16 protein-coding genes are annotated in these 16,793 nt (G+C 40.8%); 11 read left to right on the top strand and 5 right to left on the bottom strand.

Annotated elements, in window-relative coordinates; genetic code table 11:
- Positions 1-127: 127 nt before the first annotated feature.
- The 6 genes from EHS11_RS02420 to EHS11_RS02395 all read left to right on the top strand — a co-directional run bounded on the left by EHS11_RS02420 (position 128) and on the right by EHS11_RS02395 (position 6,568).
- Positions 128-1,642 carry an outer membrane beta-barrel protein gene (locus EHS11_RS02420; protein WP_135762828.1) on the top strand — a complete coding sequence of 505 codons (1,515 nt, stop codon included), beginning with the start codon at positions 128-130 and terminating at the stop codon, positions 1,640-1,642.
- A gap of 13 nt (positions 1,643-1,655) precedes the next feature.
- Positions 1,656-2,123 carry a hypothetical protein gene (locus EHS11_RS02415; protein WP_135762827.1) on the top strand — a complete coding sequence of 156 codons (468 nt, stop codon included), beginning with the start codon at positions 1,656-1,658 and terminating at the stop codon, positions 2,121-2,123.
- A gap of 259 nt (positions 2,124-2,382) precedes the next feature.
- A complete protein-coding gene (locus tag EHS11_RS02410) occupies positions 2,383-2,946 on the top strand; it encodes a hypothetical protein (protein ID WP_135762826.1) in 564 nt (187 codons plus the stop codon).
- A 375-nt stretch (positions 2,947-3,321) separates the two neighbouring features.
- Positions 3,322-5,364: a hypothetical protein gene (locus tag EHS11_RS02405; protein ID WP_167884317.1), complete on the top strand. Its 2,043-nt coding sequence runs from the start codon at positions 3,322-3,324 to the stop codon at positions 5,362-5,364.
- Positions 5,312-5,647, top strand: a complete 336-nt coding sequence (locus EHS11_RS02400; RefSeq protein WP_135762824.1) for a hypothetical protein — start codon at positions 5,312-5,314, stop codon at positions 5,645-5,647. The genes EHS11_RS02405 and EHS11_RS02400 overlap by 53 nt, the downstream gene beginning before the upstream one ends.
- A gap of 3 nt (positions 5,648-5,650) precedes the next feature.
- Positions 5,651-6,568 (top strand): hypothetical protein, encoded by a 918-nt coding sequence (locus EHS11_RS02395; RefSeq protein ID WP_135762823.1) that lies wholly within the window; start codon positions 5,651-5,653, stop codon positions 6,566-6,568.
- 236 nt (positions 6,569-6,804) lie between these two features.
- Here EHS11_RS02395 and EHS11_RS02390 read toward each other — a convergent pair whose 3' ends face one another.
- A complete protein-coding gene (locus tag EHS11_RS02390; protein ID WP_246047534.1) occupies positions 6,805-7,359 on the bottom strand; it encodes a hypothetical protein in 555 nt (184 codons plus the stop codon).
- Between the two features lie 369 nt (positions 7,360-7,728).
- Here EHS11_RS02390 and EHS11_RS02385 point away from each other — a divergent pair, with 369 nt between their 5' ends.
- Positions 7,729-7,947 (top strand): hypothetical protein, encoded by a 219-nt coding sequence (locus EHS11_RS02385; RefSeq protein ID WP_135762822.1) that lies wholly within the window; start codon positions 7,729-7,731, stop codon positions 7,945-7,947.
- A gap of 91 nt (positions 7,948-8,038) precedes the next feature.
- On the opposite strand, the gene secA is transcribed toward EHS11_RS02385, so the two are convergent.
- From secA to EHS11_RS02370, 3 genes are read right to left on the bottom strand one after another with little or no spacing between them, the layout of a single operon-like run.
- Complete coding sequence (gene secA, locus EHS11_RS02380) at positions 8,039-10,798, bottom strand: preprotein translocase subunit SecA (RefSeq protein ID WP_135762821.1); 2,760 nt, start codon at positions 10,796-10,798, stop codon at positions 8,039-8,041.
- Between the two features lie 10 nt (positions 10,799-10,808).
- Complete coding sequence (locus EHS11_RS02375; RefSeq protein ID WP_135762820.1) at positions 10,809-11,498, bottom strand: type 1 glutamine amidotransferase; 690 nt, start codon at positions 11,496-11,498, stop codon at positions 10,809-10,811.
- Positions 11,495-12,082, bottom strand: coding sequence for a TlpA family protein disulfide reductase (locus tag EHS11_RS02370; protein WP_135762819.1), 588 nt, complete (start codon positions 12,080-12,082; stop codon positions 11,495-11,497). The genes EHS11_RS02375 and EHS11_RS02370 overlap by 4 nt, the downstream gene beginning before the upstream one ends.
- Before the next feature lie 140 nt (positions 12,083-12,222).
- Here EHS11_RS02370 and EHS11_RS02365 point away from each other — a divergent pair, with 140 nt between their 5' ends.
- Complete coding sequence (locus EHS11_RS02365; protein WP_135762818.1) at positions 12,223-12,696, top strand: DNA primase; 474 nt, start codon at positions 12,223-12,225, stop codon at positions 12,694-12,696.
- A 107-nt stretch (positions 12,697-12,803) separates the two neighbouring features.
- Positions 12,804-14,159: a 6-hydroxymethylpterin diphosphokinase MptE-like protein gene (locus tag EHS11_RS02360; protein WP_167884316.1), complete on the top strand. Its 1,356-nt coding sequence runs from the start codon at positions 12,804-12,806 to the stop codon at positions 14,157-14,159.
- On the opposite strand, the gene EHS11_RS02355 is transcribed toward EHS11_RS02360, so the two are convergent.
- Positions 14,156-14,374, bottom strand: a complete 219-nt coding sequence (locus EHS11_RS02355) for a hypothetical protein (RefSeq protein ID WP_135762816.1) — start codon at positions 14,372-14,374, stop codon at positions 14,156-14,158. The genes EHS11_RS02360 and EHS11_RS02355 overlap by 4 nt on opposite strands.
- Before the next feature lie 123 nt (positions 14,375-14,497).
- Between EHS11_RS02355 and EHS11_RS02350 the strand changes: the two genes are divergently transcribed.
- Both EHS11_RS02350 and EHS11_RS02345 read left to right on the top strand, forming a co-directional pair.
- On the top strand, positions 14,498-15,970 hold the full coding sequence (locus EHS11_RS02350; RefSeq protein ID WP_135762815.1) for an HDOD domain-containing protein: 1,473 nt from the start codon (positions 14,498-14,500) through the stop codon (positions 15,968-15,970).
- Between the two features lie 49 nt (positions 15,971-16,019).
- Complete coding sequence (locus tag EHS11_RS02345; protein WP_246047532.1) at positions 16,020-16,745, top strand: ABC transporter ATP-binding protein; 726 nt, start codon at positions 16,020-16,022, stop codon at positions 16,743-16,745.
- Positions 16,746-16,793: the final 48 nt, after the last annotated feature.

Raw genomic sequence — 16,793 nt, 5'->3', positions numbered from 1 at the left:
AAATGTGTAATAAATGCTCATTCTGCACTGGTTTTGCGTGAATCCTGTTCTTTTCAGGACATAAATTTTTTCCTAATCTTCCCTTGGTACACTACTTGCACTAGAACGACATAGGAGAAAATGGCAAATGAGAAATAAATATACTCTCTTAGCAACTACGGTTGTTATTCTATTCAGCCAGACTTCGATCTTTTCCCAAGACAAAAAGGAAAAAGAAAAGTCATGGTACGACCTAGTCAATTTTTCCGGTTACGTGGATGTGTATTACAATTACACTACCAACAACCGGCAAGGTGCGACTCAAGATACTTCGGGAACTTTTCACACATATAACAAACAATTTGCGGTAAACGCAGTTAAGTTGTCTATGGAAAAGATTGCAGATAAAGAAAGCCCTTGGGGTTTCCGTTTGGATATGCAAAATGGTCAAAACAACATGTACCAAGAGCGTCCTTACCAAACGACTAACTCTTTGCACAACATGCAATTGCTCCAACAAGCTTATGTATCTGCATACTTCAACGTATTGAAAGGTTTGACTGTTGACGTCGGTAAGATGGCAACTCACATCGGACTGGAACTTTTGGATTCGAAAGACAACATTTCCTACACCATTGGGTATGTGTTCTTTAACACAATCCCCTTTATCCACACCGGTGCGAGAGCAAACTTACAAGTTACTGAAAAACTTTCCACATCATTGTATGTTTACAATAGTGCGCAAGGAACAGGATACACTGGTAACGGTCAGCAATTCGGTTACAACGGTCTTGCGGCTTATGGTGATACGTCCACTACATCCAGCCTAACAAGCACTCAACAACATGCTTACGCAGATGGTCCGAACCCTACCAGAGCGATCGGAACACAAGTAAAGTATGCGTTCAGTGACAAGTTTACCGCCGTATGGAACACATTAAGCGCAAACGATAACATCATGGGTAGACAAGACAATGCTCTTTTCTATTCCAGTAACCTTGCGGGAACTACCATTCCAAAACAATCTCGTTTCGGTACTGACCATTGGTTGCTCCAAAACGTAATCCTGATCTTCAAACCGACTGACAAATTGACTACGATCTTTGACTATACTTACGGTGAAAGAGCAGGTCAAACAAACACAGCAGCATTCGGATACGAAGCAAGCGGTGTAACTAGACAAAAACTTATAGACAACCTACCGGGAATCTCAATTGCAGAATTGGATCCGGGTTTAGTGGCTGCAGGTTTCGGAAATACTACAAGCCTAACTCGTGAAAACAGAGTCAAAAGAGTATATCAAACTTACCAGTTCCAAGCTAAGTATCAGTTCACTGATATGTTTGCTCTAGGGCTTAGATTTGAGTATTTGGATGACAAACGTTACGGTGGATCTTTGGCAGTGAACCCTGCTCTATTTGCTTTCACACCTGTAGATCGTTATGACCTCAAGTGGCAAGAAAACATCGGTATGCGTGCCGCAAGTAACTACGGTCAAATCAAAACTTTCACACTCACACCTACGATCAACTTAACGGAAAATCTCCAAGTTAAGATCGACTTGAGAAGAGACTGGGGTCCGGGTCAACAATTCGTAGACTTAGCAGGAAGACCAGCTTCCCATCAAAACGGTATTATCATCGGTGCGGTTGCGAAGTTTTAAGGAGAGGATAAAAATGAAACGAAACAATAAACTAACCTTACTTACAATCGCAACTCTTCTTACAACAGGCATGATGCTCACAGCGGGTTGCACTAAAAATGGAGAGAAAGCGCAGGACAACCCTACTCTTTTGCTTTACCTTGCACAAGGGAACACAACGACCCCTGACATTATAGAGCAAACTTGTTTGGGTGCCTATGCACTAGCAAACAGTTGCGTTGCGGGAAACCAATTCTTCAATGCAGGCGTTGGCTGTGCCAAAGAAAAGTTGAAAAGCAAAGAAACTTATGATGCTTTGAAAGCTTGTGTTGTTGCCGGTGTAGCTGATCCGATTCAACCTTGTAACCTTACACAGTTCAAGTATGCAATGGCTCAACAAGCAGTTGCAACTGGTGCGGCTTTCAACAAGTGCACTAAAGCTTATGTTTTCCCTGCGGGGGGAACTGCTACTGTAGATTTAACCGGATCTCTTGTTTACTAGATCATACTAGTAATATAAGTCCCGAGAACATTAACCCGGAACGGTTTCGTTCCGGGTTTTTTATTGTACGAACCAAAATTAGATTCACAAGTTCACCAGACAGACGAATTGCTTAATTTCTAAACACTCACCCTGGAATCAAATATTTCTAAAAAAATCTTGTTACCTTTTCTATGATCAGGTTGTAATGGCCGTTATCGTGGAGTTTTTACGGAAAATAATAAAGTTACGAATAGGTAGAAGCTTATTTCTGCTAATTTTGTTATGTTTCGCTCCCGGGTATCTATTCGCAGAAACTAGCACAATCACTGCTAGTTTCGAATCGGAACTGGAAGCCAGAATATGGGAATCCGAACTGGGATCGAAGCGACTGCCAGAAAACCTGAGCCAAGCTCAGTTGGTAAAACAAATCCGATTAGCAGAAGAAGCTCCTCTTCCCACGGATTCAGTAACGGAAGCTACTTGGGAAAACGAAGAAAGAGACATCGTTTCAGAAATCATCACCTTACAAAAACAAGTTCAATCCGATTTCCATAAGGAAATGGCAGGCCTGGAACCTTATTCCTTCCACCCGGGATCCGATTCCAAACATACGCCTTACTTTTCCTTGTCCAAGGTTGTACTTATTTCCGGTCCCAGTTCATTCAACCTTTCCTTTGTCCGTATAACAAACACCAGAGAATCATTTGATTCCGAGAACCAAACTGTCGGCTTCCGACCCATTTGTCCTAATCTATCGATCCCAGATCGCATTTTACAATTTCTAGCTATCAAACTCAATTCTCCCCCTCCGGGTTTCCCAAAACAACAGATTCTTACATGAAAAACTCCCTGAGCCTCGTAAAAACTATAATTTTAAACAAAATGATCAGTAAATTGTTCAAAGAAAATAGCTTTACAACAATTTTTAGAAACGAGCTTCCTTCTTGATTAAATCAGCCTTGAAACCAACTCTTCATACTTGAAGAGTTGGTTATTGACCTGAAATCCTCTTTTATTTTTCTCTTCCTACTTAAACAAAATCTATAAACAAACACAAACCCCCTCGCCCGGATCAACCGAGCGTTGTCGTCGAGGGAGAGCCGGAAACAGCGCCCGAATAACAAGAAATAGCTTACTATTCTACTCTTAAAAGTGAGTGAAGCACTTCTCGCGGTAGCGGAGGCAGGGATGCCGGAGCTCGTGCGTCGTAACACGGATGTTACGCGCACAGGAGCGTGGAGTGCGGAACGATTACGCTCCGAATATGGGCGGGCTTCGAGATAACTTTAAACAGTCAAAATACAATTTCCGACAAGGAACTCTTCCCGGTGATTCCAAAGGAGAAAATTGGGTATCTATCAAAGGAGTGCCTGTTTCCACACAACGCCACTTAGGTTCCAGAGAGCTAAGAGGAACGATAAATATCAAAGGCATACCGATCGAGATGAGTTATGGAATGCAGGATCTCAATATCCCTTCTGCATTCTCTTTAGGGGCAATGGGTCATAGCTTCGAACTCAACGGTATGGGAACTACTTTCGCAGCCAATGAAGTAACATCTGCTAATGGAGCGTTCACTCAATATCTGGACGGCACGATCAAAGACGTTCAGGCTCAGGCGAAAGCGAATGAATCTGAGAAGGAAAGCAAAGGTTTTCTATTTGATGTTCTTTCCGGAACGGCAAGCGGACAAAACTTAGCACAGAGTTTTAAATCTGTCGTTACAGAAAAAGTCAACGGAATCATCACCTCAGCCATTGCGGAAGCAACTGGACTTCCAGCGGGACTCATCTCCGGTCTTGTCGGTGGTAAGTCGATGAAGGATGCAGTCAAAGACTACGCAAAACAAGAAGCTACCAATGCCATCGCTGAAGCAACAGGCATACCTGCATGGGCCATCTCACAACAGTTAGATAAGATGAGTAAGCCGAAGGAGAAGTTTTATGAAACTAAAGAATTTCAAATAGTAACAACAGTTGCCGCTGTGGCACTTGCACCTTTTACAGGTGGAGCTTCTCTTTATGTAGCAGTTGCAGCGATCGGAGCGGCGCAAGGCGCTGCAAGTGGTGGGCTACAAGGTGCGTTAGTTGGTGCTGCCGGCGGTGTTGTAAATGGTATCGTTCAAGGTTATACGGGCGGTTCCGTCAGTGTCGGATTGTCTTATGATTCAGAAAATGGATTCGGGGCTAGCGTAGGTGTCGGTTATGGCCCTGCAAAAGTTACTGCCGGTATCTCAGAGAAAGGTGGAGCGACTGTTAGTGCGGGATTGAACTATGGTGGAGCAAAACTAGGGTTATCCTATTCAGAAAAAGAAGGATTTGGGGTTAGTGCCGGATTAGCCATTGGATCCATCCAAGCAGGAGTGAATTATACCCAAAAATCGGGAGCTAGCGTTGCCTTGGGAGTCAAGACAGAGAATGGACTCACCGCAGGAGTCACCTATTCCCAAGGCAGTGGCTTTGGAGCAGCTTTAGGTGCGACTACAGGAAACTATAGTGGTGGAGTCACGTATAACAAGGATGAGGGGTTTGGTGCATTTGTAACCCAAAACAACTTTAACAGAGATGGAAGCATCGGAAGCAGTAATTCACTCACATTCAACCAAAGAGATGGTGCGGGTCTGGAACACACTACCAATAATGCAAACGGTAGTAGTGCAACAGTGGGAATCACTCAAAACGGTGGACTCACTGCAGAATACAGCACCAAAGAAGGTTATAGTGTATCTGCGGGATACAACTTCAATACAGGTGGATTTAACGCTGGTTTTAGCCAAGGATCAACACAGATCAATTATGATTCCGAGTCGGGTGCATCAGTTTCACTTAATCCAGCCAATGATCCTAAGAATGCATGGAAACAAGGGATTGTCACCAATCAATCCGAACTAAGAGGATCTCTACAAGAACAGGCTGAAGCACGGCAAAAGCAGAAAGAAGCCCAAAATAATGAGGGAGCTGATATTATTGCTGGAGTAGGCACAAATATAGGGAAGAAAGAAAATGAGAATGGAAGTTCTGAAGAAGAAGAGTCACAATCTCCAAAAATTCCAACTGATGTAAAAAGTAGACAGGCGGTAATTGAACCAGACACCAAAAAGAACCAGGCTTATGAAGATGCTAAAAAGAACAAAGACAAATATCTGAAGGACAATGCAAATGTCTTTCTTGAAGGGGAGAATCGGTTTCCAGATTCCTTTATAAAACGTGGGAAAAGAAAACGCAAGAGCTCTAAAACACGGGGAGGCCATCATTACTAAATATGGTGAGGCTAGTGTAGACAGTGTAAAAAGTGGTCAAATTTGGAAAGACCCAACTTCAGGTGACCATATAATTGACGCAAAAGGAAAAACTCTAAGACTCAAGATTGGTGACACTTATATCAAAGCTAACGGTATTATAAATCTTGATAAAACAATTAAAGCCACAAAAGATGAAGAGAATAACAAACCAAATCTTTTGGAAAAACTTGGACCAGATAAGAAACCGATAGATCCATCCAATAATCCAACATCTGAAAGTGCAAGGGAACCAAGGGCTTAAAATATGATTAAATTTTTTCTCTTTTTTTTGTTTTTACTGCTTATTGGATGCAATGCAATAAATAATCTAGAATCCAAAATCAAGATAACCAATCTAAAAAATGACTCAAAACTCATCACTATTATAGATGTAGATGGTGAATCTTTATTGCATATGAAGAATCAAGGATTTCATTCAAGTCTTTTGAATCTCTTGAATATCCTTAAAGAAAAAAAACCGAAAATCATATTTATTGCATACAGTTTTGTCGATTTTGATGAAAAAAAAAGTTTCTTTTATGAAGGTTTAAATAGTAATTTTCAAACTATTTCTACTTTTATCTTAAATAATGAACAAACGATTGCTGGATACAATCAATCTACTAAAGGTTTTATTGGATCAAAAATAAAAGCTATAAAAAAAACAAATGAAGAAGGCTACTATCATTACTCTGGCATAGAACTCCCTCCCTTGAAAATTATAAAGGAAAGCAAAGCAATATGTGCTACTTATGACTACCCAAATAATCTAGGCGAGATAGATAATATATATGCCTATCACGAGTTTGAAAATTGTCCATTAACTATTACAAATGAATTATTATATTCTGATTCATTACAAATTAAGTTTGATGATGATCAAGCGCAGTATGCTCTCTATTCAATTAAAAATGATAAGCCAATAAGAGTGATTCAACACATTGGGACAGAAACAAAATATAACTTCAATTATACGCCAATTCAGAAAAAGATCTACAAAAAAATCAAAGCTAAAGACTTATTGGAAGGAAATGCAAAGATTGAATTTAGCCAAATTTATATTATTAATTCATCGCAAAATAAATTCAAATTACTAGGCGGTGAGGAAATTTATGGATCAGATTTACTTGGGAGCAAAGTATTTACGTTTTTAGATTTAGCAAGTAAGATATCGGTTTTTTAATTTCATCTCGCAAAAGTGATAGTCTTGAAATAAACCCCCCTCGCCCGGATCGACCGAGCGCCCTCGTCGAGGGAGAGCCGGAAATGGCGCCAAGATAATAGAAGTTAGCTTACTGCTCTACTCTTAAAGCTGAGTGAAGCACTTCTCGCGGTGGCGAGGCCAGGACGGCCGAAGCTCGTGCGTCGTAACACGGAGGTTACGCGCACAGGAGCGTGGAGTGCGAAACGATTAATATATTACTTTTGTTCTGCCTCTGTCTTTTCACCTTCTTTGTCTCCTTCCGGTTTCTTGCGCGGAATGACTTTCTTAAATTGAAAAAGAGATTCTTCATGCGAAGCAGGCTTTATATGATTCACCTTTTCTACCATAGTTCGACGGAAGATAACAGTGATTTCTTCGTCAGGGTCGGAATCGGGTTTGTATTTGCTAACCGGACGGGTGTATACCCAATACTCACGATCTCCGAAGTGTTTGATTTCGTCCGGCTCACCCAGATATTCTTTCACAAACAGATTGTTCTTGGACGCCAACGTATCTTTGATGTCTTGCCTTAACTTCAAACCGGCCAGTTGTTCTTTCGAAAGCTTGGCAACCTGTTCCCTTCGGATTTCTTCCGAAGATTTTAAGTCGGCTTCGGATTTTTCAAGGAAAGACTTGCACTTTCCTTCGTCCTTAAACGTTTCCATACAATTATCGTATAATGCTTGTTTATTTTTCATCTGAACGTCTTGTGAGGAAAAACAATTCAAAATTGCAAAACCGGTAATTGTCATAATTGCTAAGTTCTTCATATTTCTATGGTAATATAGGGAATCAAATCTTCCAAGCAATAATGAGAACCTCTTTCCGGGTAGTCCTTCTAAAAAGATTTGCTACATTTTTGCAATAAAATGACAAAATCGAGGCAATTTTCCTAAAAAATAAGCCCTTCTTCTAAGAAAGCTGCTAATATTTGACCAGTAAGGTAAAATTTAAATGCTGAAAAAAATCTCCATCAAGAGCAGACTTTTTTTATTACCGCTGCCCTTAGTCATCCCTATTCTTTTTTATTTATCTCTCTATTCTTAGAACAGAACAAGACCATCGGTTTTTCGGAGAAGGAAATCGAAGAAATTCGAAGCACTAGAAAAATTTATCAAATATTCGAAAACCTGATTTTGATGTCTGTACAAGCAAAGAGCGCAACTCTTGTTATAACAGAACTGAACGGATTGAAAGGTATGGCAGAGATGATAGAATTTTCAAGCCAGGAACAAAAACAGACATCGGAAGAAATGCAGTTGGTTATAAACGAACTTGCAAAACGAGCGGAATTGCTTGCACATAATTCGGAAGATTTAAATGCAGTTAGCCGGCCAGATCACGGATATATCCGCTAACATAGCCGATACCACTGCAAAATTTAAAGTGAAATAAGAAGGAAGAGAAGGCTTCTTTTTTTCGAAAGCCTTCTTATTCGATCAAATTCTATTATTTTTTTCTACGACTGGATCTTCTTTCGGAACCGCCACCGGAGCTCGTTGTGTTTGTGACCTGAGGTTTGGTTTGATTTGATTTTTTTTCATTCCCAAACATATCCACTTCTTCACGGGATTCCATTCCTACTTTTTTATATTCTTTAGGAGATTCCGTCCCCACATTCGATTTGTCCGATTCACTCACTTCCAGTCGGAAAAGAAATGACACCACTTCCACTTTTAGGTTATCCACCAATTGATCAAAAAGCTTAAAGCCTTGGAGTTTGTATTCTACCAGAGGATTTTTTTCTCCGTAACCTACAGTCCAAATACCTTCTTTCAAATGATCCATCGCATAGAGATGATCTTTCCATCTATGATCCAGGATATCCAGAAATACGTTGCTTTCAATCGAACGCCAGATGTTTTCTCCGACCCGCTCCACCTTACCTTGATAAGTTGCTTTGAAAGCGGAAGAAATATCTTCAAAAAGTTTAAGTTGAGGATTAGATGCTTTTTTATAAGTTTCTAGGTCTAGTTGAAACTGAATCCCGATGGAAGACAACCATTCATTCAAAGGCTCCGTTTCCCAAGAGGAAACATTATTGCCTTCACAATAGGTAATGATTTGGTTTTCCGCCACTTCATCGAGAAAATCGAAAATCTTCTCGGACATGTTTCCCTTATCCAACAATTCGTTACGGATTCCATAGATATAGATTCGTTGGCGATTCATCACGTCGTCGTATTCCAACAAATGTTTACGAATATCAAAGTTATGGCCTTCCACTCGTTTCTGAGCACGGGCAATCGCATTGGAAACCATACTGTGTTCCAATTCCTGTCCTTCCGGCATCTTTAATGTATCCATGATTCGGGCGATTCTGTCCGAACCGAAGATGCGCATCAAATCATCCTGAAGGGAAAGATAAAATCGGGAAGACCCCGGATCTCCCTGTCTTCCCGAACGACCTCTCAACTGATTATCAATACGGCGGGACTCATGTCTCTCCGATCCGATGATATGAAGTCCGCCGGCACCGATCACCAAATCATGATCTTTTCTCCATTTGCGGGCGGATTCCAGAATATCGGAACATTGTTTACGAATTTGAATGTGTTCGATATTTGCAAGTGCCGACTCACTTTCGTCAAACTTTTGTTTAACGAGAAGTTCCCTGAAAGCATAAATCGTTTGGATTCCGTTTCCGGAATGGATTCCCGCCTTATGCGCGATCTCGTCCAATTTTTCCAAATCGTCTTTGTATTTTTGAGCTCCGCCGAGAACGATATCCGTTCCACGGCCTGCCATGTTGGTTGCAATCGTAATCGCACCCGGTTTTCCTGCGTTGGCGACAATTTCGGATTCCCGTTCGTGTTGTTTCGCATTTAGCACATTATGTGGTAATCCGTTAACAGTCAATAAGCGAGAGAGAACTTCGGATTTTTCTATGGAGATCGTTCCGACGAGAACAGGTTGTTTTTTCGTAACCTTGTCCTGGATATCTTTGACTACTGCATCGAATTTTTCTTTCTCCGTTTTATAAACACGATCCGGCAAATCGATTCTTTGGATTTTTACATTGGATGGAATTACGATCACATCCAGGCTGTAGATTTTTTTGAATTCTTCCGCTTCCGTATCCGCAGTTCCGGTCATACCCGCGAGTTTGTTATAGATTCTAAAAAAGTTCTGAAATGTAATGGAGGCAAGTGTCTGGGATTCGCGTGCGATCGACACGCCTTCTTTTGCTTCCAATGCCTGATGAAGTCCGTCGGAATACCGCCTACCTTTCATTAAACGACCGGTAAATTCATCTACGATAATTACTTGGTCTTCCTGAACCACATAATCCTTGTCTTTATCGAAGATCTTATGTGCTTTTAAAGCCTGGTGAACGTGGTGAACTAGCTCGATATTATCCGCATGATACAAATTATCTACGGACAACAACTCTTCTACGTGATGAACTCCCGTCTCGGAAAGTAATACGTTTTTTGCTTTTTCATCCACTTCATAGTCTTCTCCTTCGATCAATCGGGGAATGATGCGATCCACTTTGATATACTTGTCAGTGGATTCTTCCGCAGGCCCGGATATGATAAGAGGAGTTCTCGCTTCATCCACCAAAATGGAATCCACTTCATCCACGATTGCAAAATTATGATTTCTTTGGACTCTGTGTTCTTTATAAGAAACCATATTGTCCCGCAAATAATCAAAACCGAACTCGTTATTGGTTCCGTAAGTTATATCCGAGTTATATGCTTCTTTTCTTTCTTCGTGTTCCATATCGTGTTGGATGATACCCACACTGATTTTTAGAAATTCATAAATCGGTTTCATCCAATTGGCATCGCGTTTCGCCAAATAGTCGTTTACCGTTACAACATGAACCCCTTGCCCGGATAATGAATTCAAGTAAATGGGAAGAGTGGAAGTAAGAGTTTTACCTTCCCCCGTTTTCATCTCGGAGATGTTTCCCCAATGAAGAGCGATTCCCCCCATCATCTGCACGTCGAAGTGGCGCATACCCAAAGTACGGTAAGAAACTTCCCTAACGGTTGCAAATGCTTCGGGAAGTATTTCATCCAAAGATTCCCCCCTAGACAAACGTTCTTTAAAAATTTCAGTTTGATTGGAGAGATCCGAGTCGCTCAAAGCCCGTATTTTCGGCTCAAACGTATTGATAGATTCCACGATCGGAGTAAGTTTTTTTAAATCTCTCTCGTATTTGCTACCAAAAAGAAATGTCAGTATTTTTTGAAACATAAATCATCCATTATATATTTAGAATATTGCGAAATACGATCTTAGCGGAAGATTCCATTGTTTTCTGGTCTTCTGCCAATTTGGAAAAGTCCCCCGCGCCTTTGGCAATGAATTCCTTATGAACGTCCTGCCAAACGCGTAACATAGGCAAAGTCGGCTCGATATGAGTTTGGAATGCGAATGCCTTGTCTTTATAAGAAAACATCTGGTTGGGATAAAATCCGCCTTCCAAAAGATGATCGGCACCCTCAGGAATGGCAAATACATCTTCATGCAAATGAAATGCCTGGATTTCGGAAGAATCGATCCCGGCAAAAATCCGATTTGATTTGTTTTTGATCTTTACGGGAGCAAATCCGACTTCGGGACCTTTGTCTCCGACAATTACCTTGCCGCCTAATACCCGTGCAATGATCTGGGAGCCTAAACAAATCCCTATCAATTTACGACCGGGAGTGACAAGAACACTTTCAACTAACTCATAATAGGGGGCAAAAAAAGAATCGTTGGAATCGTCGGCTACAGTTTGGGAACCACCCAATAAAACGATCAGATCAAAATTCAAATGGGCCGAAGGATGGAGTTGGAGTTTTTCGTCATAAGCATTATGATAACTGACCCGATACCCTTTTTCACGTAACACATGTTCAAGCACGCCCGGGCCTTCGCAGTCTTTGAAACGAATCATCAAACTTCTCATAAACCCATCCCGAACTGATGACGAAAGAAGGCAACTTTCAGATCTTTTTCAATTTCTTCCTGTTTGGATTCTTCCGAGATGGAACCTATGAAATTATAATACAACCGCAGAGGTCTGGTTTCGAATAATAATGTTTCGGGTGTTCCGCTCACTAGGGAATTGGGGATAATGGTAAAGGGATGTTTCATAAATAAAATAGGAATCTGTATCTTATAATCCGATTTTTCTTTTTCCATGACTTTTTTGGCTTTGGAAAAAGCTTCCCCCCAACTCGCGTCAGCTGGTAAATCGGGAACAATCTGATAAGGATCCACTACCATATAGATTGCTTTTGTAGGAAATTTGGTCTCAATTTCCTGAGAAAGGTAATTTAATGTGGGAACTTCCCTTTGGCAAGGGGCACAGTTGGGGGCATAGACGTTCAGAGCCAATTGTTCTTTTTCCAATTGGGAGAATTTGATTTCTGTGCCGTCACTCGTGGTTGCGACCCAGTTTTCTTCCCCGAAATAGGAAGATTTGGTGGGAGCACAGAACCCGAGAAATAAGAAGGTGATTAGGAAGGCGGGGAAGGATATTTGTCCCATTCTAAGATCTTTTCCGTCCTATTCTGTCTCCAGGAGGTAGGCTGTAAAGCCTGTTTTCTCCAAGATTCCCCTTGACACGGGAGCTTGCGCTCCCAGACTGGTTTAACATTCCACTCCTATCTCTGGGGAATCATAAAAAAATGAGCCAATCCAACAAAGAAGACTTTGATATCGTATCCTTAATTGAATTATGCCGTGAAAAAAAATACGAAACCTGTGTCGCTGGCTTTGGAGTGATCGACAAAATCGACAAAATCACTCTCCCTAAGAAACTTAAAAATAGAAAGCTCACAGTACAAGCACTTTATGCTCTTACAAATGATTTAGTTCAATGGAAATATCTCTCTAAAGAAGAACGCGAAAAACTCCAAGCCGAAAAAGACAAAATTGCAGGGGTTACCTCTACTCTGACAAGTTCCGTTGCGCCTCATGCGGAAGAAGACATCGAAGAAGATTTCATTCCCGAAGAAGAAGCTCGCAAACCGGAAGCATTGGATGGAGAGGAAGATGAATTCGGTGATGACTTCGATGACGATGATGATTCGGACGACGATGATGACGAAGAGGATGATGATTCGGACGATGATGACGATGAGGAAGAAGATAAGGACTAGAAGCCATCGCTTTCCAAGCTATCTTTGAAAATCACAAACTTCTAAATTTCTTTCACCCCGAACAAAATACATTTATACATTCGCGATTCGATCCCCAAAAGGAAGGATTGCGATTTGTCCAATCTCTCTCTCCTAACGAAAATTCCTTAGCCTGTTTGATCGGTCTCGGTGCTTTGCATCACATAGAGTCCTTACTCGAATCCAAAATCCATTTTCCATTTTTACTCTTTTGGGAGCCTTTTCCGGAAATTCACTCGGACCCTGCTTTTCAAACACTTTGGAATCAAATCGCAGAGAAACTTACCGAACAAAATATCAAATTCCGCCTTCTTCCTCCCGATCTCGTAACCGAAGAGGCAAAAGAAATATTGGAATCCTTTCAAATCGAAATCGGCAGACCGCAAATAAGATATGAGATCCATCCGTTTCCATATTATGCCCGTCATGCGGAAGATGAGATTGCCCGATTCAAAAGTTTTCTTCTGCAAAAAAGTGAAAGCGGATCTTCCGTAAACCGTTCCACCAAATCCCATTTTCAAAAACTATGGACTGGAAATTATTTAAAAAATCTGAAACTCAGTTCGGAAACGAACATTTCCAAACGGGAATGGATCCAAGGTTTGAATCTAAAAGACAAAGATGTATTTTTTTTAGGAGCGAGTCCTTCCCTGGAATCGGAATGGGAAAATCTGCCACAAGAAAGATCCCGATGTGTTTTGATCGCAGCAGATACAAATATTCAATTTCTACTCGCAAAAAAAATCATTCCCGATGCGATTCTCTCTTTAGATCCGGGTCGCGGAACCTTATTCCACTTTTTGCCGTCTATTCCGAATACGATTCCCATCCTTACCTGGCTTGGCGCAAATTCCTATTTATTTTCCTTAACGAATCCGGTTTATCTGATCAACACCAACCACCCTTTTGACCAACTAATTCAGTTTATGTGGGAAAAGAAAAAAGATCCGAAATCCGAAAAATCGGATTGGCCGTATTTGAAAAATCCAAGTCTGAATCTGGCAGGAATGGCTTTGTCTTTTGCAAAGGAAGGCGGAGCAGATAAACTTATATTAGTTGGAGTTGGTTTTAAGGAAGAACAGGGCAAATCGCATTGCAGAGGAACCGGTTATGAAAGTTATCGTTTGCCTATGGTAACTAGAAGAAATCCTTTGGAAAAATTACAAACTGGAATTTACGGAAAAGAAAGAAAAGGCAAAAACAAAATCGCCTGGGAGTCGATTTGGAAAAAAGATAATGACCTAAAAGTTATTTCTATGGAAGAATATAAATCCGTTACGAAAAAAGAACCGACCGTTGTTCACACCTCTTCCGAGCATAAGGAATGGTGGATCCGAAGTTTTCGGGGGATTCCCGCAATAGATTCCTGGTTGTGGGAAAAGGCTTTCCAAGAATTTCCCGATTCAATTTCTATCTCTACTTTAAAACGCTGGAAGTTGATTTAAGCCCCGAATAGTATAGGGATTTCACTCAAATTCCATTCTGCTTTCTCTTTGTTAGCAGGCATTGTAGGGATATAAACTATTTTCCTCCCAGGCTTCTTTTGCGAAATTTCAGCCAGAATCCTTTCCAATCTTTCCTCCATCAATGTATGTAGATTTTCCAGATCCAAAGAACCCGATACCTCATTCTTTCCTTTTCCATCTAAATGTGCTTTCATAAAGATCTCCTTATAGAAACCATGATACCAAAGGGCTGGGACAAATCCTCGCCCCCGTGAAAAAAATAACGCAAAGCACCAAAACGTATTCAAAAAGGGTGTTACTGGGATAAGTAAAGAACAGTGAATTTTCAGGAAATCATCTCTCAACTAGAGACAACCAAAGAATCAAGGCTTCATTATTACTTCGTTACAGAAGAACAAAACCAGGAAATTTACGCCCTTTTGGTTCATGTTATGGGCTACATGGACAAACTGTATTTGGTAGAAGTCGTTTTTACCGTTTTAAAAGAACTTCTGATGAATGCGAACAAGGCCAACGCAAAACGGGACTATTTTTTACGTGAAAAATTGGACATCCAAAATCCGAACGATTATATCAAGGGTATGGAAAGATTCCAAGAAAATATCATTCTCCGTTGGAATGAACAATTGGCGCATTTGGATGGTGGAAATTATTATATCGGACTTCTTATCAAAGTGGATGGCAACAGCATTCATTTTGCAGTGGAAAACAACGCACCCATCACTCAGGAAGAATTAGCAAGGATCAACAAACGGATCGAAGTCGCTAAAAATTACAACGATCTTGCAGATGCTTTTTCAGACGTATCCGATAGTCAGGAATCAGCGGGACTTGGAATCGTACTCATTCAATTATTACTTAAAAATTCGGGTATAGGCTCGGATAAATTCAGAATTCACACGAATGACAAACTAACAAGAGCTACGCTATCAGTGCCTGATGTGACTTCTGCGGTAGAAATTACAACGACTCTCAAAACCAAAGTTTTGAATGAAATAGAAGGATTACCTCCCCTCCCTCATTCTTTGACAAAAGTCATCCAGCTTTGCAACAACCCTGATGCGGATTTGAATATGATTTCAGCAGAAATCGAAAAAAATCCCTCACTAGCCGCAGATCTTTTAAAACTTTCCAATTCCGCATTTTTTGCTAATCGTAGTCAGGTGAATTCCATTTTGCAAGCCATCAAGGTTGTAGGTTTAAAAAACCTTCGCAACCTTCTCTATGTTTCCGGCGTTCGTAAAATCATGGATGGTCAATACGGAAAAATGCAGGATGTTTGGGAACATTCCAATCGTTGCAGTTATTATGCAAGATTCCTTGCTACGGATCACCTGCATGGAAATAAAATTGCAGATACGATTGCCGTCAGTGCCTTGTTACATGACATAGGAAAATTCGTATTATTATCTGTGGATCGGGCCTTCTTCAAAAAGATAGAAACCTATCAAAGAGGTTCCGACTCGGGAAACTCCACCCTTTTGGAAGAGATGTCCATCGGTCTCAGCCATCCTCAGTTAGGCGGACTACTTGCGGAAAAATGGGAATTCCCGTCAGATCTTCGTGTTGCCATTGAGTACCATCACAAACCTTTTATGGCTCCGGTCGATTTACGCGATTTGGTGGAAATCATTTACATGGCAAATATGATGTGTGACTTCCAAGAACAGAAAAAAGGTTTTTATGCCATCGACAAAAACCTACTCGCAAAATTTAATTTGGACAGTTTGGAAATCTTTTCGGAAAAAGTCAAAAAAGTAGAAACGCTATACAAAAAATCGAATGGATAATTTCCTTCGATTCTCCCATGTTTCCTTTTTTCGAAATGGAAACTGTATCTTGGACGATATCTCTTTTTCCGTTCCCAAGGCAGAGTCTCTTGTCATACTCGGCCGAAACGGTGCGGGCAAAACGACTCTCATCAATCTGTTGTTTGGTTATCTTTGGCCGACGACCGGCTCCGTTTTCGTATTGAACGAAGAATACGGAACAACCGCGCTGAAACCGATCCAAACCAAAATCGGAATCGTACAACCTTCCCACCAAGAACAATTATTACAAAAATCCCTTACGGTAGAAGAGATGATTTTGACAGGATTCTATTCCACCTTAGGTCTGTACAACGACCCAACGGATGAAGAGAAAGCAAAAACAACAGAAAGACTTTCTCTGCTCAACCTTACTCATAAGGCAAAACAAACTTACTCGACTCTATCTTCAGGTGAAAAATCTAAAGTCCTCTTGCTGCGAGCACTCGGTAAAGGAAAAGAAATTCTGATCCTGGACGAACCTGCTGCGGCTCTCGATGTTACTGCGCGTTTCGAATTGAACGGGAGCATTTCGAAAATCAAAAAGGAAAATCCCGGTCTAACCAGAATCTTAATTACCCATCGTTTGGAAGAAATACCAAAGGATTTTTCTTCGGTTCTGCTTTTGAAAGAAGGAAAGATATTAAATTACGGTAAAAAAGAGGATGTACTCACTGCAAAACATTTGAGTGAATTGTACGATCTCAACCTGGATGTGGCCGTGAACAACGGTCAATACTCAACCAGTTTCAAATAGAAGACTTTCGAAATCGACTCTCAAAAATCAAAAGTACAAAAAAAACCA

This window comes from Leptospira ilyithenensis, assembly GCF_004771005.1.
Lineage (GTDB): Bacteria > Spirochaetota > Leptospiria > Leptospirales > Leptospiraceae > Leptospira_A > Leptospira_A ilyithenensis.
Note: the sequence above shows the minus strand (reverse complement) of the source record. Positions and strands in the feature narration are given on the sequence as shown.